The organism is Peribacillus frigoritolerans (genome assembly GCF_030676415.1).
Classification (GTDB): Bacteria; Bacillota; Bacilli; order Bacillales; family DSM-1321; genus Peribacillus; species Peribacillus frigoritolerans_A.
Genome location: NZ_JAUUTW010000050.1, coordinates 1 through 21,840, shown reverse-complemented (window position 1 = coordinate 21,840; position 21,840 = coordinate 1). Strand labels below are relative to the sequence as shown.

General features: G+C 34.0%; 24 protein-coding genes and 2 pseudogenes. 6 read left to right on the top strand and 20 right to left on the bottom strand.

Going from position 1 to position 21,840, the window contains the following annotated elements; genetic code table 11:
- Positions 1-637: 637 nt before the first annotated feature.
- From Q8G36_RS26835 to Q8G36_RS26795, 9 genes are all read right to left on the bottom strand, one after another.
- Positions 638-1,381, bottom strand: a complete 744-nt coding sequence (locus Q8G36_RS26835; RefSeq protein ID WP_305162853.1) for an ABC transporter permease — start codon at positions 1,379-1,381, stop codon at positions 638-640.
- Between the two features lie 12 nt (positions 1,382-1,393).
- Positions 1,394-2,152, bottom strand: coding sequence for an ABC transporter permease (locus tag Q8G36_RS26830; protein ID WP_305162852.1), 759 nt, complete (start codon positions 2,150-2,152; stop codon positions 1,394-1,396).
- Entirely contained in the window at positions 2,149-3,069 is a 921-nt protein-coding gene (locus tag Q8G36_RS26825; RefSeq protein ID WP_370694131.1) for an ABC transporter ATP-binding protein, read from the bottom strand. The genes Q8G36_RS26830 and Q8G36_RS26825 overlap by 4 nt, the downstream gene beginning before the upstream one ends.
- A gap of 77 nt (positions 3,070-3,146) precedes the next feature.
- Complete coding sequence (locus Q8G36_RS26820) at positions 3,147-4,127, bottom strand: sensor histidine kinase (protein ID WP_305162851.1); 981 nt, start codon at positions 4,125-4,127, stop codon at positions 3,147-3,149.
- Between the two features lie 110 nt (positions 4,128-4,237).
- On the bottom strand, positions 4,238-4,948 hold the full coding sequence (locus Q8G36_RS26815) for a response regulator transcription factor (protein ID WP_305162850.1): 711 nt from the start codon (positions 4,946-4,948) through the stop codon (positions 4,238-4,240).
- A 342-nt stretch (positions 4,949-5,290) separates the two neighbouring features.
- Positions 5,291-5,845: a recombinase family protein gene (locus Q8G36_RS26810; RefSeq protein ID WP_305162849.1), complete on the bottom strand. Its 555-nt coding sequence runs from the start codon at positions 5,843-5,845 to the stop codon at positions 5,291-5,293.
- A 243-nt stretch (positions 5,846-6,088) separates the two neighbouring features.
- A complete protein-coding gene (locus Q8G36_RS26805; RefSeq protein ID WP_370694130.1) occupies positions 6,089-6,259 on the bottom strand; it encodes a Spo0E family sporulation regulatory protein-aspartic acid phosphatase in 171 nt (56 codons plus the stop codon).
- A gap of 418 nt (positions 6,260-6,677) precedes the next feature.
- The gene (locus tag Q8G36_RS26800; RefSeq protein WP_305162848.1) at positions 6,678-7,832 is read right to left on the bottom strand and encodes an iron-containing alcohol dehydrogenase; all 1,155 of its coding nucleotides are present in this window, start codon (positions 7,830-7,832) and stop codon (positions 6,678-6,680) included.
- A 13-nt stretch (positions 7,833-7,845) separates the two neighbouring features.
- Positions 7,846-8,046: an alanine:cation symporter family protein gene (locus Q8G36_RS26795; protein WP_305162847.1), complete on the bottom strand. Its 201-nt coding sequence runs from the start codon at positions 8,044-8,046 to the stop codon at positions 7,846-7,848.
- Positions 8,047-8,415: 369 nt separating this feature from the next.
- On the opposite strand from Q8G36_RS26795, the gene Q8G36_RS26790 reads away from it, so the two are divergent.
- Positions 8,416-9,309: a LysR family transcriptional regulator gene (locus Q8G36_RS26790; protein ID WP_305162846.1), complete on the top strand. Its 894-nt coding sequence runs from the start codon at positions 8,416-8,418 to the stop codon at positions 9,307-9,309.
- 749 nt (positions 9,310-10,058) lie between these two features.
- Here the strand turns inward: Q8G36_RS26790 and Q8G36_RS26785 are convergent.
- From Q8G36_RS26785 to Q8G36_RS26755, 9 genes and pseudogenes are all read right to left on the bottom strand, one after another.
- Positions 10,059-10,348, bottom strand: a pseudogene (locus Q8G36_RS26785) (VOC family protein); the annotation flags it as partial.
- Between the two features lie 71 nt (positions 10,349-10,419).
- Positions 10,420-11,415, bottom strand: a complete 996-nt coding sequence (locus Q8G36_RS26780) for an alpha/beta hydrolase (RefSeq protein WP_275729316.1) — start codon at positions 11,413-11,415, stop codon at positions 10,420-10,422.
- A gap of 97 nt (positions 11,416-11,512) precedes the next feature.
- Positions 11,513-11,668 (bottom strand): annotated as a pseudogene (locus tag Q8G36_RS29470) (IS3 family transposase); the annotation flags it as partial.
- The gene (locus Q8G36_RS26775) at positions 11,669-12,607 is read right to left on the bottom strand and encodes an alpha/beta fold hydrolase (RefSeq protein ID WP_305162845.1); all 939 of its coding nucleotides are present in this window, start codon (positions 12,605-12,607) and stop codon (positions 11,669-11,671) included.
- A 174-nt stretch (positions 12,608-12,781) separates the two neighbouring features.
- Positions 12,782-13,372, bottom strand: a complete 591-nt coding sequence (locus tag Q8G36_RS26770) for a DMT family transporter (protein ID WP_305162844.1) — start codon at positions 13,370-13,372, stop codon at positions 12,782-12,784.
- Entirely contained in the window at positions 13,366-13,560 is a 195-nt protein-coding gene (locus tag Q8G36_RS29465; RefSeq protein ID WP_370694132.1) for a hypothetical protein, read from the bottom strand. The genes Q8G36_RS26770 and Q8G36_RS29465 overlap by 7 nt, the downstream gene beginning before the upstream one ends.
- Positions 13,561-13,635: 75 nt before the next feature.
- Positions 13,636-14,556, bottom strand: a complete 921-nt coding sequence (locus tag Q8G36_RS26765; protein ID WP_305162843.1) for a DMT family transporter — start codon at positions 14,554-14,556, stop codon at positions 13,636-13,638.
- Positions 14,557-14,676: 120 nt separating this feature from the next.
- On the bottom strand, positions 14,677-14,844 hold the full coding sequence (locus Q8G36_RS26760; RefSeq protein WP_230303191.1) for a hypothetical protein: 168 nt from the start codon (positions 14,842-14,844) through the stop codon (positions 14,677-14,679).
- 198 nt (positions 14,845-15,042) lie between these two features.
- Positions 15,043-15,636 carry a recombinase family protein gene (locus Q8G36_RS26755; protein ID WP_305162842.1) on the bottom strand — a complete coding sequence of 198 codons (594 nt, stop codon included), beginning with the start codon at positions 15,634-15,636 and terminating at the stop codon, positions 15,043-15,045.
- Positions 15,637-16,165: 529 nt separating this feature from the next.
- On the opposite strand from Q8G36_RS26755, the gene Q8G36_RS26750 reads away from it, so the two are divergent.
- Genes Q8G36_RS26750 through Q8G36_RS26730 form a run of 5 tightly spaced genes read left to right on the top strand, consistent with a single transcriptional unit; the run spans position 16,166 to position 20,399 of the window.
- On the top strand, positions 16,166-16,870 hold the full coding sequence (locus Q8G36_RS26750) for a lantibiotic protection ABC transporter ATP-binding subunit (RefSeq protein ID WP_305162841.1): 705 nt from the start codon (positions 16,166-16,168) through the stop codon (positions 16,868-16,870).
- Positions 16,871-16,872: 2 nt separating this feature from the next.
- Positions 16,873-17,625, top strand: a complete 753-nt coding sequence (locus Q8G36_RS26745; protein WP_305162840.1) for a lantibiotic immunity ABC transporter MutE/EpiE family permease subunit — start codon at positions 16,873-16,875, stop codon at positions 17,623-17,625.
- Positions 17,622-18,323, top strand: a complete 702-nt coding sequence (locus Q8G36_RS26740) for a BsaG family lantibiotic immunity ABC transporter permease subunit (RefSeq protein WP_305162839.1) — start codon at positions 17,622-17,624, stop codon at positions 18,321-18,323. Before Q8G36_RS26745 ends, Q8G36_RS26740 begins: the two co-directional genes overlap by 4 nt.
- Positions 18,316-19,011: a response regulator transcription factor gene (locus tag Q8G36_RS26735; protein WP_305162838.1), complete on the top strand. Its 696-nt coding sequence runs from the start codon at positions 18,316-18,318 to the stop codon at positions 19,009-19,011. Before Q8G36_RS26740 ends, Q8G36_RS26735 begins: the two co-directional genes overlap by 8 nt.
- On the top strand, positions 18,996-20,399 hold the full coding sequence (locus tag Q8G36_RS26730; RefSeq protein WP_305162837.1) for a HAMP domain-containing sensor histidine kinase: 1,404 nt from the start codon (positions 18,996-18,998) through the stop codon (positions 20,397-20,399). The genes Q8G36_RS26735 and Q8G36_RS26730 overlap by 16 nt, the downstream gene beginning before the upstream one ends.
- A gap of 516 nt (positions 20,400-20,915) precedes the next feature.
- On the opposite strand, the gene Q8G36_RS26725 is transcribed toward Q8G36_RS26730, so the two are convergent.
- Together Q8G36_RS26725 and Q8G36_RS26720 are read right to left on the bottom strand one after the other, a co-directional pair.
- Positions 20,916-21,110 (bottom strand): anti-repressor SinI family protein, encoded by a 195-nt coding sequence (locus Q8G36_RS26725; RefSeq protein WP_305162835.1) that lies wholly within the window; start codon positions 21,108-21,110, stop codon positions 20,916-20,918.
- Between the two features lie 203 nt (positions 21,111-21,313).
- Positions 21,314-21,619 carry an NIPSNAP family protein gene (locus Q8G36_RS26720; protein ID WP_096341034.1) on the bottom strand — a complete coding sequence of 102 codons (306 nt, stop codon included), beginning with the start codon at positions 21,617-21,619 and terminating at the stop codon, positions 21,314-21,316.
- Positions 21,620-21,840 lie beyond the last annotated feature (221 nt).

The following is a 21,840-nucleotide window of genomic DNA, read 5'->3' as shown; positions in this document are numbered from 1 at the left end:
AGTTAACAAGAACAATTCTGTTAATAAATTTATTATCTGAATATTCAATTTCGCATAAACAATTAGTGTACCAAAAACGGTCGGATGTGGTACAAAAATAGATTTTTATAAAAATGATCTGTCACTTTAATTTTGCATATTTTTGACAAGGTATTTTGCACACAAAAATTCAATGAACGTTTTTAACTTTGGCATAAATACAAATATAAAGAGCATGTTTTGAAAAAAGATTAATCAAAACATGCTCGATTCATTTCTTATAAAAAAGTTTAATAATTTAATTGAACCTTATCCCACTAACGCACAAGTTAATGGAAATTTTCATCATGCAGTTTTCAAAAACCAATAAAATATTTATATTTAGAATACCTAAAAAGAAAAGGCCTATCGCCAATATGCAATAAACTATAAACCTTCTTTTATTTAAAAGTAGCTTTTCGACTGCAATAATACTAACAGCGATAGCTCCCGATTAGACGATAATCCTTGAGAAATCATCTTTTCTAACAAAACTCCAGATAATATAGTACAAAGATAATAGTAGAAACAGACCTGCTAGTATTCTTGTTATTATCTTAATTACTCTCTTACCATCATCACTTCGCTGAATTTCTTCAAATATGATTTTCCCTTATCGTTAAGATTCAAGATCACTTCTTTTAAATTTGGAAATTGCTAAAACCAAAGTAATAACGAATGTAGTCATTACAATACTAATAAATATTGGGAGAGAATCAATTGGGCTTTCTTCCGGAGCTGAAATTACAAAGGATGGTTGAGCCCAGGGATAAAACATTCCCCATTTAGATGTATACGCTGCAAATACCAATAATGACAGTACGACATTAATACCCAATGGGATACTAAAACTCTTCACTTTAAAAGATAGCCATAGTTGAATTGACGATAAAGAAAAAGTACCAATCCAGCTTAATAATATTGCTGTACAAATAAAGTACCAAGGTATTGGCTCTTGGAATTTAGTAATCAACCCGCCAATTATATAAAACAATACAAGACTAATCTGCATAAGAAGAATTAAAAATAACACAACAAATAATTTAGATAAAAAAACCATAGTTTTTGAAACCGGAAGGGACAGCTGAAGTTTCCATCCTCCATTTAAGTGCTCTGTTCGACACACTATGGCTGCATAGATTCCCGACGCAATTGGAAGAAATAAAATCCCATAAAATAAGGTAACTTGTGTCCAAGCTTCTAGCCATGGATTATCAACAGGCTTATCCATTAAAACATCATAATTACCAAAGAAATTAGCAATTCCCAATAACACACTAACCAAGGGTACAATTAATACTAAAAGCCATATCTTCTGGCGTTTTAATTTAAACCATTCAAATGAAATGTAATCTAATATCATATAATTCCCCTCCTATTCTGCTTGCTGCTTATGAATACTCATAACTCCTATGATCATAAAGATTAATCCAAAAACAATACTCAAAAGCATGAAGAAACCTAAGTCATCATTAGGCACGATTTCGGCTAAAGAATTATTTTCGATTTCTTGTTTTATTGGAGTCATCATAGCTGGATAAGCCCAAAAAAGAAGGGTGGTACTTTTATTCATCTGTAAAAAAAACATACAAACAGCCCCAAAAATCCCAATAGCAATGGGAAAGGCTTGATTCTTAAATCTGATAGACAACCATAATTGAAAAGTAATAATAGGTAATGCACCCAAATAAGGATAAAGAGCCTCTTTGAGTAATAACATATAGGGGATTTCACCTGTAAAACTCAATGTTTTTCCAATTACTATAAAACCCACAAATAAAATCATTCCGGAAATCAAACATAATCTAATAATATTAAAAACTTTGCTGAAATAAAAAGTAGATTTGGCGATTGGCAAAGAAAATAGAAGTTTCCATGAATTGTTTTGATGTTCAATATTCGAGAGGTTTGAAGTTAAAATTGTAATTGCCATTGGAACCATAAATATGATTATAAAATGTGTGATGACAACCATTGACTCCCACATATTATTATATTGAACAGCCAAATTATCTTTTTGTATAGATAGAACTAAAAAGGCTATAACTAAAATAAGAGCTGGATACAAGTATGAAAGAGGTTTAATAAATGTCCGTTTCAGTTTAATCTTATCTGAGGCAATAACATTGTTCATGAAACCCCTCCTGCCTCGCTCGTAAGCTCAAGGAATATATCTTCAAGTGAACGTTTTTCTTCATATACACGGTAAATTGATAGCTGCTGACGCATTAGTTGTTCAACAATATACGCTATCTTTCCGTCTTCGCATTCATTAATGAACAGCTCTTCTTTAGCAGTAAGAGCTACATCCAAACCCTCTTTCTTAATAATACTTTCAGCTAACCTTGGATTATTTACTCTTATATTAATTTTCGTTGAGCTTTTCTTTCTTAACTCCTCAATATGATCTTGAAAGATTAAATTACCACGATTGATAATACCAACCTTATTGGCCATTTGGTCAACTTCACTTAATAAATGACTTGAAATCATAACGGTTATTCCAAATTGGGATGGAAGCCCTTTAATCAATTCGCGAATTTCTTGTATACCGGCAGGATCTAGACCATTGGTAGGTTCGTCAAGAATTAGTAGTTTAGGGGATCCTAGCAATGCAATACCAATTCCTAAACGCTGTTTCATCCCTAGTGAGTAGGTTTTCACCAATTTATCCTTAGCATTTAACAGTCCAACAGTATGAAGGATTTCTTTAATTCTATTATTACCTTCAACTCGTAACAAACGACGAATTGCTTCAAGATTCTCAAATCCAGTTAAATTTCCGTAATAGGACGGATATTCAACTAATGAACCGATTCCTTTTAAAATATCAATACGATGACTCGCCAACTCTTTCCCAAAAATCTTGATATCACCCTTAGTCGGTTTAATAAGCCCTAATAACATACGGATTGTTGTCGTTTTCCCTGCTCCATTAGGTCCTAAGAATCCATAGATATCGCCTTGTCCAACAGACAAGTTAATTTGATTTACTACGGTTGTTTTTTTATATTCTTTAGTTAACTGGGTCGCCTCAATAATCTTTGTCACCCTCATCACCTCAGCCAAAAGTATAGGTGACGAAACTAAATTCAAAGTTAAAATAATCTTAAAATAACCTTAAAATTTTACAAAGGAAGATGAATACTAACAGAAGTTCCCTTGCCCACTTCGCTTTCGATTGAGATATTGCCTTGATGAGCTTCTACAAATTGTTTTGCTATTGTCATACCTAGTCCGGAACTTGAATCAGAGGTACCTCGTTGATAACGGTTAAAAATGTGTTTTAATGTTCCTTTCTCTACTCCGGTCCCATTGTCTTTAATAACTATAACTACAAAAACATCATCTTTTTCTAGTTGAATATCGATATTGGTCACATTTGGATTATGAATGATCGCATTGGTCAATAAGTTATGTAAAACTCTTTTAATGGCAGAAGGACTAAAAGAATAAGGGAAATTTCCTTTCATTTTATTTAGGAATTGAAAATTGTATCCTTCGGTCATTGGATCATTTGCTAATTCAATAATAACCTCTCTGATGAAGTCCACTAAATCATGCTGTTCTTTTTTTACATTTAGTGGTTGGGAGTCAAACTCGAACATATCATTTAGGTCAATTAATAATGATTCCATATACTCTGACTTTTCCTCAATCTTAATAAGGAAATTCCTACGATCTTCATCTGTCCATTGATTGTTTGATAAGAGCATTGAAGAATACCCTTTTACATAGGAAAGAGGAGTTTTTAAATCATGTGCTATATCCGCAACCCATTCTTGTTTCAATTTCTCTATCTTCTCACGTTCCATTTTGTTTTCTTCTAAAATGCTCGTTAAGTATTTAAGGTTCTGGATGATGTTTTTATACAAAATAAACGTATATTTTATTTTCCTACTTTTTCTTGATTTACTTCTAACAAATCCATTCTTGTCTACTGGTTCATAATATTTATCTTGAGCTAACATGTTAATCCATTCAAGTATATGGAAAAGGGGTTTGCTTAATATCCAACCTGAACTAAAAATTACCAAGATGAAGATAATTAAAGTATGGTATTCAGTAATAAAATTATTTAATGTAATACTAAAAGGGGCATTAACCATGGAAATTAACTCTATGCTCGCCGAGTTAATTAAGGCAAACAGTAAATAAAGAAGATTTATTAGTATAAAAAGGCATATAAGAAATATCAGAATGAAATTTATCCTTGCTTTCATAAAAACGCAACCTTTGGAGGAATAAATTTATACCCCAACCCCCTTAAATTGATTAATACTTTTGGATCTTTAGGATTTTCTTCGATTTTTTTTCTAATCCTATTAATATAGACCATCACCGTATTGGTATCTCCGATACTTTCAAACCCCCAAATTTTCTCATACAAATGATTCAGACTAAAAATACGGTTAGGATTCTGGCAGAAAAAGGCCAAAACTTGAAATTCTTTTTCCGTAAAATGGATTTCTTTATCGTTAATAAAAAATTGGTGTTCATCTAATTTAACAGTTATATATCCGTATCTATACTCGGAGATTTCTGGTTGGTACGATTCTCTATATCTTTTTTCCCTTCTAATATTCGCTTTAATTCTAGCAATCACTTCTAATGGTTTAAACGGTTTTGTAATATAATCATCTCCACCTACGTTTAACCCATTAAGAACATCTAAATCCGTAGTTCTTGATGTAAGAAACAAGATGGGAACACTACTTTTTTCTCTAATTTTTCCACACAACTGATATCCATCCATGTCTGGTAGCATCACATCAATTAAGATTACAGAATACTCATTTTTATATACTAAATCTAGAGCATCTTCTGCATTAGTGGCTGTATCAATTTGATTAAAATCTTCCATTTTCAATGCTGTACATAGCATCTCTAATAAACCTATTTCATCATCCACTAACAATAATCTATCCATTTTAGTTACCCTCCTTTTTTAACCGATTCATATAGATGATATATGAATTTATTAATTACTCTTTCTTTAACATATTTTAATGCTTCTTCCTCATTCATATAGACACTCCATTCTGAGGCTTGCCTCTCTGTTTTATAATTATTAACAATATATATCTTTTTTCGTGCAAACCCTCAATTTTAAGTATTAATGAAATCCGACTAATACCTTTAAAATCCTTCTTTAACTAACCGTTAGTAATAGGTATGCGTTTGAGGTTATCTCCGGCTTTTCCCCTGCTCCGAACAGAAAGTGCCAGTTTCCAGGCATGTCCATCTATAAGATTAGCTAGGTTTTAAAGTTTTATTGTTTTTCTAAATATCGATAAATCGTTGTTCGAGATACGCCCCATTTTTCCGCGACGTCTTTAATCGGTGTACCACTTTCAATTAGTGACTTCATCATTTCAATATCTTTCGTTCCAAATTTTTCAGGACGTCCACCAAGACGACCACGTGATCTAGCTGCAGCTCGTCCGGCAGCCGAACGTTCCTCAATTAAATTACGTTCAAATTCCGCGAATGCCGCGAACAGATGAAACATCAATTGGCCTGTGGCATTACTTTTGTCCATTGTTAAATTTTCTTGTAGACTGTGGAAGCCCACACCACGTTCATTTAAGCTATTCACAATTTGAATTAAATCTTGCATATTGCGTCCTAATCGATCCAATCGCCAAACAACTATTGTATCTCCTTCACGTGCATACTGAAGTGCTTCTTCTAAACCAGGACGCTGTCTTTTTGCCCCCCTCATTTTATCGTGAAAAATTCTGGAACAGCCATATTGCGTAAGAGCGTCCATCTGTAAATCTAAATTTTGTAATCCCGTCGACACACGTGCATATCCAATTAACACTCAAATCACTCTTTTCTTATTTTTCCTTTATATTTAATGTAACATAAGATAAAAATAGTTAGGTTATTGAACGTAGAATAATGAACAGAGTTTTGTTACGATAGAGGCAATAAAAAACGTCCTTTTCAAATCGAACAGAGGTGTGTTCAGAAAAGGACGAGTTTTGGAACATAGATGGTAGAGTTGAATATACAAAAGAAAACAATAATTGGGTTATGTATAATGAATGGTTATGTGTTCGGCTTACATGGAACTGTATTTTATTTTTTCATTTAGATTCAATAAGTGATCTAACTCTTGGCTACATTGAATCGTTTTAAGATGATTGAATCCATAGTGTTCAACTATATTTAATAACTCAGCTTTTTTCTCTCTAATTAATTCTAGTATCAAAATATCCATCGCCCATGTCATTGTCAATCTCCTTTTTCATTTGTTAAAAACAATAAGAGAAAATGAGAGTCCAAGAGACAAAGAAAATTTTTCTTACTAAAAAGCGACCTTGATCATCCATCAACTTCGGAATCACAAGGTCGCTTAGATGATTTCGCCTTCCATTAACCTTAAATCCTTTCATAAGATTGTAAGTGTAAAAAAACTTCTTCACGACATTCCATAATTCTCCTTATGCCTTCGCCTTACCTAATCGATAGGCCTCACCTCCTTATCATTTCTTGTTCTTAAATAATACAAAAAAAGTCGAACTTTGAAAATGCTGAAAATTATGAATTTTCAAAAAATCAATTTTATTATAGGGGTACCGGGGCGCTACCCCTATATTGGCCTAAAATTGATTCATCTAGAGCCTAGGAAAACGTTGCTCTTGATCCATCTAGAAAGCTGCTTTTAGGATTTCTAAGTAATCAGCTTTCGTAATGACACGGACATTACTTGGCGTAGAGTTGTTTTGTTCAGCTAGTTCCGCCATTTTATCGAAATCTTCCTCTTTGACGTAAGATAATTCTTTTAAAGTTGGAATTCCTAAATTTTTTGTAAATGCATATAAGTGATCAACTAATTTATTAATCGCAACATCATCCGAGTCATTTTTTCCTGCAAAATTCATGATTCTTGCTAATTCTGCATGTAGGGGTTTATTTTCAGATGAATTAAATTGAATGACATATGGTAAAAATACGGCGTTGGCAATGCCATGTGGTGTGTCATAAAGACTTCCTAGAGCTTCAGCTAAACAATGTACTGCCGCAACATCAGCCGATCCAAAGCATAATCCTGCCAGCAAACTTCCTTCCTGCATCTTGTATCTCGCTTCCAAATCTTCTCCATTCTCATACGCTTTTGGAAGATATTCTACAATGGTTGCCATTGCACTTGCTCCCATAGCTTGAGAAATAGGATTTGTCAGTTTACACGTATAGCCTTCAATGGCATGTACTAGTGCATCAACCCCTGTCGCAGCTGTTATGCCTTTAGGGACAGTGGCTGTAAGTGCAGGATCTAATATCGCAACTGTTGGTCTGAGTAAGGCATGCTTTATTGTAATCTTTTTATGCGAAGAAGATAACGTGATAACTGATGAACGAGTGACCTCAGATCCTGTTCCAGCTGTTGTAGGAATACAAACCAATGGTGCTACATTTGTATGCGCTTTCTTTCCTTCTACATAATCTTCAGGAATTCCCCCATTTGGACCCAACAATGCAATTGCTTTTGCTGTATCCATAGGACTTCCACCGCCAACTGCAATCAAGCCTGTTACTTGTTCTTTTCTAAAAATTTCTGCACCAATTAAACATTCATTATCTCTTGGATTTTGAGACACTTGATCAAATAAGATAACTGAATATCCAGCTTCTTGTAAATGTTTTTCTATTAGAGTAACTAATCCTGCTTTTTTTACACCCGGATCACTGACAATCATAATTGTCGAATGTGGCTCAACAATATCTGCCAGTATCAAAGCTACCTCTTTAGACTTACCAACACCCATAACAATTCTAGTATTACAATAATATTCAAAGTTCATATCTTTTTACTCCTTAATTTTGTTTAGTTATTTTAGAAGATTGTTTATCAAACTCCCAGCACTCAACCCCTTTTAAACCAGGGATACTGGAAGCATAAAATATTGGATCGATGCCTAACTTCCTTTGCCCGATGTAATCATCTAAAGCTGCAAACCACATCCAAAAAATTGCACCCGGTCCACCTACTGTTAGGGCAATTGCACCCCCTGCCATATACCAATTCTTGTTGCTGTTCCAATGAAAAAAGCGTGCATAGAGGAAATTTCCTTGCTTCCATCTTTTGTTTTAGGTGCTTTTTCAAAAATGGATCGAAAAATCTCTTTTAATAAGATTATTTGCATAAATTTCATTCTAACCGTAAAGTAAATCCCCAAGCTTACTAGCAATGCGACTAAAATATAAGTTCATAGGAAGTCATTTAATGTATTCACTATGCTTTCTACCAAAGCCCTTTCCCCTCTGAATATTTTTAATTGTTTGTCTTTCAGGCGCCTGCATAAATAATATAAAAAATGATATGATCAGTCTATAGAATTTTTTTGATTACATCGATCGGATATATCGATTTAGGAGGTTGAAGAATTGGAAATTAAACAACTAATCATGTTTCAGACAGCATCAAAAGTACAAAACTTCACTAAAACTGCGCAAATTCTTGGTTATGCCCAATCTAGTATTACTGCAAATATATTGGCTTTGGAAGAAGAGTTAGGAACTCCTCTCTTCGAAAGACTTGGAAAAAGAGTCTTTTTAACAGAAGCTGGGGCATTTCTTCAGGAGTATGCAGACAAGATTTTGGGATTAACAGAAGAAGCTTTAGAGGTTGTTGGCGGGATCAATGAACCAAGTGGTATCTTGAGAATATGTGCATCAGAAACACAATGTACTTACCGACTTCCTAACATCTTAAATGATTTTCAAACAAAGTATCCTAAAGTTGAACTTGTATTTCGCCCAGGAATTTCCGAGAAGGATTTTTTAGATTTATTATTGGAAGGCCAAATTGATGTTGCGTTACTATCCATGAATCCTGTAACATCTACTCATTTAATTGTTAAAGAGTTAAAAGAAGAGCCAATGGCTATCGTATGCTGCCCATCAAACCCACTAAGTGAGAAACAGGAGGTCCTTCCTCTTGATCTAGATAACCAAAGATTGTTGTTAACAGAAGAATGCGATTACAGATATGCATTTGAAAATTCATTGACACAGGTAGGCGCAAAACCAAGAAGTAAATTAGAATTAGCAGATGTAGAGGCAATTAAAAAATGTGTAATGGCTGGACTTGGAATTGCCATTCTTCCAGAGATCTCTGTAAAAAGAGAAATGATAGAAGGTAGTATTAAAAAAGTAAACTGGGGAGGATCAGATTTTACTACCAAAATTCAATTATTTTGGCATAAAAACAAATGGATGTCCCCTGCTTTAAAAGCTTTTATTGGTTTAACAGAAGAATATATATTAACAAATGAGTAATTTAGCTATTTTTTATTTAAATAAGTATAGAGATTTTAAAAACAGGATTGTTAAGTTACAAAATGTTTGTAACTTAACAACCAAGAATTCTCTAAGGACTATTCGAGGATTTTAGATGTTGATAATCAATTAACTCTATCGCTGGATGATCCTTAATATTTCTCCCAAATAGAATTGGATCAATGCCAAAAGTTAATTTATCAATACCATAAATTTTACGTTTTTTACTATCACCAGTATGTAGGGTAACAGTGACAGAAACTACGTATGAATCGTTTCCGTACCCCTTGTATTATTTAAACCGGTTCTGATGCAAATATTAAGTAAAAATAGCTAAATATCGGTCAGATACACCCAAGCGTTTTTTACAATAAGGGGTAGCGTCACATCGCCGTCAAGCTAAATTAGAGTGGTACCCCCAAGAATACAAAAAAGCTAAATATCGAGCTCAACGCTTTTCTTCAAACAGCAGAACTTGGGGTAGCACGCCATGCCCATCAACATAAGAATTTGGAATCACCTCAAAAGACTTTGTGCAAATTGCTCGCTTTTATCGTTTTGGGGGTAGTTTGTTTTTTTAGGTTGATGGCTATGGGGTAGAGTCAGGAAAATGCGGATTTACAACGCTAAGGAAGTTTTCTCCCAATAAAAAAGTTGATTCCTAGTTTAAGGAATCAACTTTTTTTATTTTCTTAATGAACTAAAGCACCCGTTAGTTCCATAAGAAAATAAATTAATTATGCAATCTATCATTTTAATTTACTTTTAGTTAATTCCTCCCAATCCTCAAAGGACAACTTATCAGTAATATGTTTTAAATTATTAGGAACTTCAAACATAACACATCAATTCTAAACTGTTACCATTTGGGTCCTTGAAGTAAACTGAAGCATTACTTTTGATGTGGCCGAATAAATGGCTCAATAGATTTTCTACTACCAAATGGCACAACCTCAACTTGCATAGATTCTAACCATTTTAAAGACTCTTTTAAATCTTCATATGAAACTTGAAAAGCAATGTGTCGTAAAGAAGGGTGGCTTGATATTATTGGGGATTTTTACTTCGTCAGGACAAGCTCCTCCACTAGTTGGCTCTCTTGGATTGAGTTTATTTTCCTACATACTCATCCAAAAAGCGATCTACTCTTTGGAAATATTCAGTGGGGTAATGGTTGACGGCATCGATGTGCTCCGTATTTTGCGGGTACCATACTTCTGCACTTGGGTTATCTTTTAAGGACTCGTAAATAATTTCTGTATTTTTATAACTAATTTGCTGATCTCCAGTACCATGAATGAGCATAACTGGCTTGTCTCGCATCTTTTTTACCGCATCCATAGGAGATATGGAATCAAGATCAACCTTAAAGACCCAATTTGCGATCCATGTCGATGTATAACTGAATGGAAACGCAGGTAAACCTGAAAAGAAGGGCAAACCCTCTCTCAGAAATAGACCAGCATTACGAAAAGGACTATCCGCAATTACGGCTTTGATGTCATCACTTTCACTTGTGGCTAGCAAAGACGTAGCGGCACCCATTGAAAAGCCGATAACTCCAATGTTATCGCCCGTATGTTCTCTGGATTTTAAATAGCTTACAGCTCCTAGCAAATCGTATTTTTCATTGAGGCCCAGTGTAATCAAATCACCATCGGATTTTCCTTGCGAGCTGAGGTCAAATGCCAATACATTGTAGCCTTTCGAAACGAAATGGTCTACTAACTTTTGGGTCCGCCCTTTGACTAAACGATTGCTCGTATATCCATGGACGACAATAATCGTCTGATTACTTGCTTTACCAGAAAGACCACTTACAGGAAAGAAAGAACCTCTAATCGTATTATCATTTTTTAAACTCTTGAACTCAACCTCTTCGTAGGGAGTTTTATCGATATTCAATTCGTAGCTGACATTAGTGTCTCTAGGATGGTGCAACAAGGTGTCTACTACTTTATAAGATATAAAAAATACAAGAGCTATCACAAACAAAAGCACGATCCCTAGGCTCCATAAAATTTTCTTCCGTTTTTTCACACGAACCTTAAATGTCAGATCGGGTTGTATTGATGTTTGACTCATTCGACTATTAATATTTTCCATAATATAATTCCCCATTCATATTAAATCTAGAGTTAATATATATCTTAAAAAGGGTTTTTATGTCTCCTCCTGCAAATTAATCGCCATATATATTTTATTTTTCCAGCCAGTAGTAATACGCACTGCGTGGGATGCCAGCTACATTCACTAATTCGATGATCTTATATTTACTCCCTAATTCATAGATTACTTGCGCTTTTTGACGCTCTGAGATTTTCTCTCCTCTTGAATTAAGGCTTTCAACTTTTTTTAATTATTTTATTTCTTTTATAAATTCCCTAAAGTTTTCAACGATCTCTTTTGAATTCGTATGGTGTAAATAATGTTCTCCTTCAAGTGTCATCACTTTTCCATGAACAGAATCTTTGACTTGCTCTTTATGCAGTGGTATCCATCCTTCAACGTCTGTGTTATTCACTTGTATAAAGAAAATTGTAGGAAGATTTTCTGGGAATGTTAAATTTTGAGCCCCTTTAAAATTAAAAGAAATATTTTTCATTTCATTCAAGGTAGTGTCATTATTCAAGTTTTTATTCGTAATCATTTTCATTTGTTCTTTTGTTTTATCATCAAATGATAGTGAAGCATATGGGTCACCACCTAGTTTCATGATCAATCTTAAGAGACCTGATTTTTTGAGTAATTTAATAGTTTCTAATGGAAAGTCATCATCCATACCACCTTGTGTTGGAACACTACTATCGATTCCGACAAATGCACTCACTTCGTTTGGATATTTGTTCACATAATTCAGTCCGTAAATGCCTGCAATGGAATGGCCCATTAGAGTGTAACGGTCAATATTAAGCTGCTGTAAAGCTTCATGAATTTCGCTTACAATATTCTCCGTGCTTCGCTCTTTTTCGGTTTCATCACTTAATCCATAACCGAAAGGCTCAATCACGGCAACTTTGTAAAATGGAGATAGTTCATCTACTAGCAGCTTAAAATCAAGTGCTGGTGCCGCTGTTCCCAAACCTGGTAGTAACACTACTGTTTCTTCGCCTTTTCCTTGAATTGTAACATTCATATTTTTCCCGTCTACTTGTACAGACTGACCATAAGATTCTATTTTCCCTTGCTCCGATTTATTACTAATCATATTAACTATAAAAACAATAGCTAGAAAAAGCACTATTGCTATAGCTATAACTCCTAGTGATTTAAGTAAAATGATAAGCGTTTTTTTCATAATTTATGCACCAGGATTAAAGTGACTATTGAAGCTCGTTTTCTGCTTGTTCTCGTACCCATCCTCATGTTCATTATCTCTCTTAGTTTCACTCTCATCTTCTCCTGGCCACTAAGGAAAGCTGATTACATAATCATAAGCTGTTTGTATTTGCTATTCCAGGTGCAAAATATCCTACCTAACCCATTTTCTAAAAATGTCCTCATTCGAAAATAAAAGAGCAAAAAGAATGATAAGCATACCAATCTTATGTTGTGAAAATAATGGTTCTTTTAAAACGACATAGCCTAGAGTGACGCCAATGACCGGTACATTATAGTTGCTGAAAGATGCAAACAGTGCACCTTCCCTTTGAATCAATAGATTATACAGCATATAGACGATTCCAGCGTGGAACATTCCTAAAATAATAATAGAAAATATTTGTGTATGATTAATGTCCATTTGCAATGGTTTTTCAAAAAGGAGTGCGAGTGGGATTAAGACGATACTTGCAATCCATAAAACATTTCTCATATGGACCACCGGAGAACCATCTTCTAATTTTTCCATTAAAGACAATGCAAAACTTATAGCAGCAAGAATGAGCAACACATTACCCAATATATTACCTGAAACGTTCATAATTCCTTGCGTTGGCCAAGACAAGATCACAATTCCTAAAAATCCTAATACTATGCTGACTATTTCAAATTTGCTTGCTTTCTTTTTGAAGAGCAATACGAAAAATACTAATGTGAAGACTGGAACCATTGCGATTAGCAAAGATGCAATATACTGCTCGATACGTACTTTTGGCCTTGTGCAATAAGAATAAACGGCAAGACTACTTCAAAAAGTGCAATCCAAAAATATTTTTTAGTATTGGTTGTGTAGTTTTTCTTTGATTGGAACAGACCAATCAAAGAAAAACAAATTGCACCGATCAGTGCTTTCAAAGCAGACAACGAAATGGAACCTACATCACTTCGTTACTAATTCCATGAAGAAAAATTGAGATCCCCAAATGGCTTATGATTAGCAAGAGACTATATTTTTTCATTTGATTTGCCCCTTGCACCAAAATAGTTTGCACTAACAACACCGATGATAATGATAATGGATCCGGCTATGTGGTATAAATGAAATTCCTCTTTTAAAAAAATGACCCCTGCTAAAATGGTAATGAGCGTAGCAAAATTACTGAAAACACTCATTTTCGATGCGTCTATTTTTGATAATGCATAGTTGGAAAGATAGGACGTTCCTAAAGACGATAGGATACCTAAATAGAAAATGGCAAGAATAAAATCCCAGTGTCCAAAAGGTTGCATAAATTGATCCACTGTTCCATTCATTATATGGTTTGTCAGTGCCAGTCCATTAAAAGCTATAAACCCAAACAAGGTCATGATATATGTGATAGTGAATAACGAATAGCGTTGTGTTAACTTTCTGGCAAATACGTTGTATAGTGAGGAGGTAAGTGCTGAAAGTAAAATTAAACCAGCCCCGAAGAGACTTGTATTTGTGCCCCCTGCCCCGTTCATGTACATAATATACATCACACCGAGTACAGATAAACCAATAGCTATTTTTTGACTGCGTGTAGATGTTTCCTTTAATATGATACTTGCAAAAATCAACGTAAAAATTGGTATTGTTGCTTGAATAATACCAGCTTCCGATGAAGATGTATGCACTAACCCAAATACTTGAAAAGCAAAAAAGAGTGTCGGATATAAGATAGCTAACAAGGCAATCTGCTGTACATCCTTTTTTGTTACCTTGATCGATTCTTTTTTTAAGACGAACAACACTGTGGCAGCGATCCATGCAATGGTAAACCGATGAGCCAATGTATCTAACGGTGTTGCAACCGTTAATGTCACTTTAACAAACATAAATGACAATCCGATAATGATTGCATAAATGGTTGCTGCGATATATGCATTTCTATTTTCAATCATTTCGATTACCCCCTTATATTGATCCGGCCGGTACCATTATCGTAAGAGAAAATAGTAACCTTTACGATATAAAAAATACACATCTGTACCGATACAGATGTGCAAGGAGGTTTATGATGCTTAAATATGAAACAATCTATCAATCACTCCTGATGCAAATTCAGTCTGAAACAAAACCTCAGTGAAAAACACTAATGTTTTCAATACTTCATTTGTTTCTTCTTCGGTAATGCCGATATAGAGCAAGGTGACCGAAGGGTGAGAATGATGCAGGATTCGTTGCAACATTTAAAATTATACCATTAAAATCCAAATCGTTATGGAACTAACCTGCCCCGATAGTTTAAGTACTATCATTCACAATCTCAATAGAGTAGAACCTATTGGGACACATTCAAAGTACCTCTAAATTAGGCTATATAATGTCTCATAAGACTTGTATCAAAATGCTTATCGTTGTAAATGCGCATTTTCCTGACTCTACCCCTAAAATGAGTTCTTTTTCAATCTAAGTAACTTCATGAATTCAACGCCTGTAATCTCTTTATTTTTCCATTTCGGATAGTGAGAGTCTAGTAATTGGCGTTGCTCATGGGAGAGAGCCTGTAAATCGAGCTTAGGTCGTCCTAAATGTTTACCTTGAGATTTGGCGAGTGCTATGCCTTCAGCTTGGCGTTGTTTAATTTTCTTTCGCTCTTGTTCAGCCACATAAGAAAGGAGACTTAGAAACTGATCTTCCATCAGCCTGCCGATATCACTTATCTCTCTATATTTCCGACTATCAAATAACGTCTCATTTTCCAACACTATAATATCTGCTTGAATGTTCCTTGTAATGTGTTTCCACTCGCGGATAATCCCCTCGTAATCCCTTCCCAAGCGATCTAGAGCATCCAGATAAAGAAGATCTCCCTTTCGTAAGATACGCTTCATCGTCTGGTAGCTAGGGCCATCAAAATCTTTTCCACTTTGTTTATCAGCAAAGATCATTCGTTCCTCGATGCCTGGTGCTAACATTTTTTTGATTTGGCGTTCTTCATTCTGATTTGTAGATGAAACACGAACATAACCGATTTTCACAACAAATTTCCTCCAGAAGATTTATTTTCTTCTACTATTCTATCTCGTTTCGTTTCCAAAGGTATAATGTCTTTAATAAACGTTTGTAAAATGGTTTTCATACATTTTTAAACGCATGAATTAGCCTGTATCGGAATGGCTTTAAAAGTACACCTTTATAAACGAAAAAAGATCCTATGAATTGAGGATTGAATAGCAATAAAGTTGTTCCGCAAACGGACCATTTAACGGGTGCGAAATGTTCCTAGCTTAAATGAAATGAGGTCACACATTTTCGGTAAAGGTCAGGCAGTTTTAGATTTCTAAAACTGAAGGGTTGTGTCGGGGAGTCGGATGAGGAGGTAACTTTTTGTTTTAGGGTAGAAATAGGGGAGGATTGGGGAAGGTCATGACACAATTAAGTCATGACCTTCTTTACGAATTCCTTTATTCAATAAAAAATTGGTAAAAAACAAATTCCTTATAGTTTCCTTATATTTGTTTTTTATAATTACCTTAGAAAAGATAAAGATAAAGGAGCTTGATAATAATGACAAATTATATATTAACGACGAGACATTTAGAAAAAAAATTTAAAAATGAAACAGCCTTATCGGATATAAATTTGCACGTAGGTTATGGAGAAATATATGGTCTTTTAGGATTAAATGGAGCCGGTAAATCAACGTTAATGAAAATTATTTGTGGTATCTTCAACAAAACAAAAGGGGAGGTCATGTTTGAAGGGGATCAATGGAAAAGGAGTGATTTAAAAAAAATAGGATCTTTGATAGAAGGTCCTGCAATTTATGGGAATTTAAGTGCTTATGATAATTTGAAACTCTTTTGTTTGCAGGAAAGCATCCCTTTTGAAGAAATTAATCAGGTGTTAAATAAGGTGAACCTAACCAATACAGGGAAGAAAAAGTCAAAGGAATTTTCATTGGGAATGAAACAAAGATTAGGAATCGCTATGGCATTAATAAAGAAACCCAAGTTTTTGGTGTTGGATGAACCGGCGAATGGATTAGATCCAGCAGGCATAAGGGAGTTAAGGCAACTGTTGAATGATTTAAAAAGTGAAGGCATAACTACCATGATTTCTAGTCATATCTTGAATGAGATTCAGATATTATCGGATACCATCGGCATTATTCATAATGGAAAACTAGAATATGAAAATAAAATCGGTCCTAGAGAGAACCTTGAGGAATTATTCTTTAAAATCACGTCTGGTAAAAGAAAGGATGTATAAGCATGACTACTTTTATTAAAGCTGAATTAATGAAAATGAAATCATCTTTAGCTAAGAATCTATTATTAGCGATTCCATTCTTCTTTTTGCTGTTTGCTATCTTTTCGAGTATTTATGCTGAACAACAGCCGAACACAAATATATTTTTAGCAATTATTTATAATCTTTGGCCTATATTCTTTTTACCAATAGGATTGGCTATAGCGTGTGGTATTAATATCAATTTAGAAAAAAGAAGTGGCAATTATAAAGGCGCATTATCGAATAATATAGCTTTACCAAAGCTGTTGTTTTCAAAAATCATTTCAATGGTGATCTATCAATGTATTTCATCAGTATTGGTGATCATAGTGGCTATAGTGGGTTCGTTACTGATTAACAAAGAATTGCCGATTATACCACAAGTAATTTTTGCGACGGTATTGATAACGATTGCCTCATTACCATTAATACCTTTTTCTTTAACATTAGGTCAGTATGTCGGTGCCATTATAACAACTTTAATAAGTCTTGTTGGTTCGTTTGGATCCGTGTTTATTGCTTTAAAATCTTATTTCTGGGTTCTTCCATGGGGAAGTATGTTAAGGGTCCCTGCAGAGACAATGGGGATCCATCCCAACGGGACATCGATGGAAAACTTCGATCTAGTACCAGATTTTTATACCTTAGCCATAACCATGATTGTTAGCATTATTTATTTTGTCGTTTTATCTTGGTTCTCAATATTGCTTTTTAAAAGGAAAAGATCTGTATGAGTTATTATAAAGTAGTGTTATATAAAATGGCGAAATCTTATTGGTTTCTTATAATGGCGCTGGCACCAATTCTATATGGTATTTGCGCATTTTTATATCTAAAAAGGTATGATAGCTCAGCAAGCATATTCCACGGCTACACAGTCTACTTTAATTGCGCCATACCGTTTGGAATCTCATTAATGATAAGTCTATATATTAAATACGAGGAACAGATAGGGCATTTTAATCATTTACTACAATTGTCGGACAGGAAAAAGTGGAGTATGGATCTAATTCTCATTAGTGTCGTATCTATTATGGGAAGTGCTTTAATTAGTTGCGTTCCACTATGGTTACTTATAGGCAATCGATTTCTAGGTGACATATTGTTATACTTCATTTTAACCACTATTTTTTCATTGACTGTGGTCATTATCTTATGGTTTATTGCATTAAAAATAAATGCAAATGTTTGTCTCGGTATAGGCGTCTTTTTTAGTATATTTCTTATCTATTTTGGTGCGAACAGTTTAGGCGATTCTATATGGCAGTACATCCCTCTTTTATACGGGACAAGATATTTATATTGGCTGACCACAAATCATTATGAAGTAACATCTATTGTGGCTAGCCTATATATTATTGTCAATGCTATTTTATTAGGAGCGTTTATGCTTTGGTTTATTAAATGGGAAGGAAGAACAATTAATGAATAAACGTATATTGATTGCAGAAGATGAGGAAGATATGCGGAAAATACTTTCTCTTCATTTAAATTCAAAGGGCTATGAAGTTTTAGAAGCAAAGGATGGCATTGAAGCAGTTGACAGGGCAAAACAAAATATAGATTTAATTTTGCTGGATATCATGATGCCGGGAATGGATGGTTTGCAAGTGTGCAAGAAAATTCGTAGTCAAGTGGCTTGTCCAATAATATTTATTAGTGCTGCTTCGAATGACATGAATAAGATGAAAGCTTTTTCTTTGGGTGGAGATGACTTTATATCAAAACCCTTTTCTCTAAAGGAATTAATGTATAAAATTGAAGCTTTATTTAAAATGAAGGAACGCCTTTTGCAAAATTTTGAAGAAAATAAGAGGCAAAGAATGATCATTGATGACTTACTTGTTGATATTTCATCACGAGAAATGATGTATAACAAACAGGTTATACCATTTACGAAAAAGGAATTTGACTTGCTCGTATTATTACTTTCGTCACCGAAACAAATTTTCACCAAAGATCAAATATACGAAAGCATTAGTGGGATTGATGGACAGGGCGATGCAAATTCTATAGTGGAGCACATTAAAAATGTCCGGAGTAAATTGTCCTCAGCAGGTTTTCCTGACAATCACCTTCAAACCGTTTGGGGAATTGGGTACCAATGGAACAATCGATAATTAAAGATATAAGAAGGTTATATACAAAGAGTATACTATGGACCATCATAATGACTGTGATCACAGTCATTATTTCGCTTTTAGTCATTTTTGGAACCATTGAAAGACCAGCAAATTATAACGAAAAACTGATTCAAAAACAGAGCGAAATCATGAAGAATCATCCATCGAAATATATGAAGCCGTCTGAGTTCAATAAGATGAAAAGATATTTCGAAAAGAACGATGTCATCCTAAACAAATATAGCCCTAGTGGGAAACTCATTGATGGCAGTGAGTTTAGTGGTTTATTTCAGGGGAAAAATGTTATTGATATGTTTAATCAAATCCACTTTTATAAAGGTTATTATCATTTAGTGCAACCTGTGGTTATAAATCATCAAATCAAGGAAATATGGGTTTATTCTTATCAGATAAAAAGTCGAAATACAGTCTCACGTTATATTATTTTTGTTTTTACAGCTTTATCTTTTGTTTCACCGATTGTTTATTTTATATTATTTTCGAGATACTTTATCAATAAGCTCTATCGATCCATAAAGGAACCGTTGGAAGAATTATTAAATGCCTCAAACATGATTCGAACAAAAGACTTGGAATTCAGTCTGAGTTACAACAACAATAATGAAATTGGTCAATTAACCCAGTCTTTTGGGCAAATGCAAAGAGAATTAAAAAAGTCTTTGTATGAAAATTGGAGAAAAGACTCAGAATGGGCAGTCATGATGTCAAGTTTGTCACATGATTTAAAAACGCCTGCGACACTCATTGCGTTAAGTACGGAAATACTGAATGAGGTAGATGAGCTAACACCCAATCAGCAATCACAGGTAGACATCATAAATAGAAATATCACGAAGGTAAATAACATATTAAAAAGCATGGGTCATGCAAGTAATGTAAAGGATCCAACCTTGATTGACAATGTGATGTCCATTAATGAATTAATCCAAGGTTTAGAAAGTGACATCATTCCTTTAATAGAGAAGAAGAATATTCAATATAAGCATGATTTAAGAGTAAATCAAGACCTAAGAATCCCCTATTTAAAAGTTAATCGAATCTTAGAGAATCTATTTGCAAATGCCATTCAATATACACCTGAAAATGGAGAAATCCGTTTTTTTATCGAGGAAAAGAACAATCATATTCACTTTGCAGTTGAGGATTCTGGATCGGGAATAAAAAGGGAAAATCGAGATTTGGTGTTTTCTAAACACGTTAGGGAAGATAAGTCAAGGTCCAATTCGTTGGGTAACGCTGGATTAGGTCTGTTTATTGTTAAAAACCTTGTTGAAGAATTAAACGGAAACATAGAGATCGTAGATCCATTAGTGCTGTCGGGAACACGTATTGAATTTGATATTCCACAATTTCGCTTTTCTTGAATAAGGAAGCGCCCATTCTCTATTTAACGGGGATTTGTTTTTCGGAAAATCCCTTAATCCACCTTTTCGAGGGGATGGGCAAAAACACCCAATTAGAAAAAATGAAGTTACATGATATTAATTGATGAACACAAGAATTTCATATTAATTTGATCAAACTTTGTTTCAAAGCTATCGAAATAAGTAAAGGGAAATTTGCCTTTGCTGAAAGAAAAAAATGGTCTACTCAAATCCTTCACTATCTGATCCAGATATGGAGATGGAGAACCTTCTGGTTTAAATAGATGATTATTATGGTTTAAATTAATACATAAAAAAATCCCCTCTCAAAAGAGAAAGGATTTTTTTTTTACCTTTTAACCAATATAAGAATAACTAATTCGACAAAAAAGACATGTGTGCCTTATGGAACTAACCTGCCCCGATAGTTCATTAAGGGTAGTTTTTCAATTTAATGCGTATGCTAAGAATCATAAACTCTGCAACAGTATAAAAAGTGTAAATAAAAAAAGGACCTTATCGAGGTCCCGAAGATTGATTTAAGAATTCTTTAATTTCATCAATAGATATACCAGATTCTTTAGCTAAAAGAATTAAATTTATCCACTCAATATCTAAATCAATATTTGAGTCAACCTCATTAATTAAATCGATAATTTTATACCTCCTAATTAACTTGAGAATGATATATCTAATTATACATTTTTCCAACAAGGTTTTAATTATAATTATCTGACAATTTTCTGCACATTTTTACAAAAAATCATCGTCATACAAAGACACTACACTTATTAAACTAACCTGCCCCGTTAGTTCCGTAAAAAAAAGGTTGCCGCAGCAACCTCCCTTATTGAGTAAAGCACCTGTTAGCTTAACAAGGTATGTATAGATTATTTTTCAACTTTAATGTATGTTCATTCGAATATAGGACGCATAAAGCTTCTCTTATAACTTAAAATACATTTAGTCTCTTCTGCAAATTTATATGCTTCTTGACATTCTGCATCCAATGCCATTTTTACTCGGTACTCTTCATATGCTGCTAAACTTGGGAAAGTGAATAATGCATAAGCAATATTATTAGCACCCTCATGTGGAAGGAAATAACCCTGATGTGTACCTCCTAATTTATTAACTAATCGAATCCACATCTTACCGTATTCCTCGAACTCATTTAATTTATATGGGTCAATAACATATTTCAAATAGCATGTAACCATTTTAATTCCCCCGAAAAATCTATTTTTTTCCATCATAACATATAATTCGACTAACCTGCCCCGTTAGTACAATTGGTTACTCCATGTGCTTCCGCCTCTTTATCCTACTAGTAATTCAATCAAACTCCACCCTCTTTCGAGGTGTAGCTTTTAAATAAAGTTTAATCAAAAATATCTCGCAAACCCACATTTTACGATAAATAAAAAGAATCTATTTTGAA